This window comes from Methylophaga sp. UBA5088, from assembly GCF_002414625.1.
GTDB lineage: Bacteria > Pseudomonadota > Gammaproteobacteria > Nitrosococcales > Methylophagaceae > Methylophaga > Methylophaga marina.
The window spans coordinates 603-2227 of record NZ_DIAC01000013.1 but is presented as its reverse complement, the minus strand read 5'-3'; the positions used below and the strand labels follow the sequence as shown (position 1 = coordinate 2227).

2 protein-coding genes are annotated in these 1625 nt (G+C 44.4%); both read right to left on the bottom strand.

Annotation, left to right across the window (positions count from 1 at the left end):
• Positions 1 to 466, bottom strand: a 466-nt coding sequence (locus B4K20_RS01920) for a flavodoxin (protein ID WP_289281698.1), incomplete at its 3' end; no start/stop codon positions are given.
• Between the two features lie 104 nt (positions 467 to 570).
• Positions 571 to 1353, bottom strand: coding sequence for a hypothetical protein (locus tag B4K20_RS01915; RefSeq protein ID WP_289281697.1), 783 nt, complete (start codon positions 1351 to 1353; stop codon positions 571 to 573).
• Positions 1354 to 1625: the final 272 nt, after the last annotated feature.

The following is a 1625-nucleotide window of genomic DNA, read 5'->3' as shown; positions in this document are numbered from 1 at the left end:
GTCTACCTTCAGTCAACTCGGGTTGGCAGTCTTCATCCAGAGCCAAACCGACAAAAAACTGCTTATCTGCGGTTAAGGCTTTTGAGGCATCAAACTCATACCCCTCAACAGGCCAATGCCCGATAACTTTGGCGCCTTTGGCCACCACTTTGTCATGCAACATGCCCATGGCATCCTGAAACCATTCGGCATAGGCAAATTGATCGCCCATCCCCAAAAACGCCACAGTTTTACTGGAAAAGTCAGTATCATCAATTTCATCCCAGACATCCTGCCAATCTGCCTGAACCTCGCCGTAATCCCAGGTTGGAATGGCAAAAATGATATGGTCAAAAAACTCCAGCGCCGCCAGCCCGACGTCTTTCACATCAAATAGCTCAACCTGATCTTCACCAAGAATTTTCGCTATTTTCACGGCTGCATCTGAGGTATTACCAGTGGTTGAACCATAAATAACTGCAATCATTACTCACCTACTTGCATTGAATTAACATATGCAAATGATATTCATTATTATTTAATAATTCAATAGGCAATCGTCCTGGGAATAAACCAGCGAGTATTGTCCTACTACAATTGCGGGCTTCTTGTACCAGCTTGTCGCGCTTCAATGGCTTCTTGTTTTAGCTCACCGACCCATTCCATTGCCGCTTCATAAGCATTGACCCAAGTGGGTACATCCACCATGGTGGCCGTGATATGGCTAGCGGGCTGTTCATCCATGCTGCCAAACTGAAAGCTCATCCAATTCGCACACTCATCCAGACTTTTCACTTCCGGGTTACGGAAATCATTGACTTGATAACGACTCCCCTCTTTGTTGAATACCAGCCCCATGATCGTATCTGCATTTAATGTGCGGGGTGGCGTAATTTGTGTACTGGACGCCCCTAAACAATTGATTTTGCCTTGTGGGAAAATCCAGTCCAGAGGTCCGGCATTATCAAAGGGTTGACCATATTGGTTTATCAAAGACTGGCGAAAGACAGCCACGCTAAGCGGATCAACATCGTTTTGTCTGACGCGATGAATGGCGACTAAGCGACCTGCTTTAGGCAAGGGGGTGAATACCAGTTTAAAACTATCTGCCTTGCTCTGACCTTGCTCGGTTTCTTCAATATGGGCTGAAAGGCTATGAATAAAACTGGGCGTTTTATGGTTTTTTGCGCCATCACTGTACGTGTAATATTGCTTTTCTTCTTCTATCGCACTGGCATTCACACCGTAATCCAGTAAAGCACCTTTAGCCTCGTCAATGCTCATGCCAAGCTGCAGGCCGGCCATATCCACATCATCTGCCAATGCAGAACAGCTAAACAATATAGCTGCAAAATAGGGTATAAACGTTTTCATATTCTGTTCCTCAATGGGATGGATAAATCTGGGCTGACGATATAAAACAATTTATCGACAATGACAATATCCCTTTTATCATAATCCTCATTGAGGCATAAAACGTTACGCGGATAAGGCAGATTGTTGTGCCTGATAGAGTCCTTCAAATTCATTCATCGTAAAAACAGCCAGGATATTTAGCTCATCATCGAGGATTTCATACATCGGTCCTTCTGTACCGCGAATACTAAATAAAACTACCGTATCTTCATCGCCACCACATTCTCTAT

Excerpts from the sequence above, each read along its gene's own strand:
- B4K20_RS01915 (WP_289281697.1), bottom strand. The coding sequence starts at position 1,353 with ATGAAAACGTTTATACCCTATTTTGCAGCTATATTGTTTAGCTGTTCT.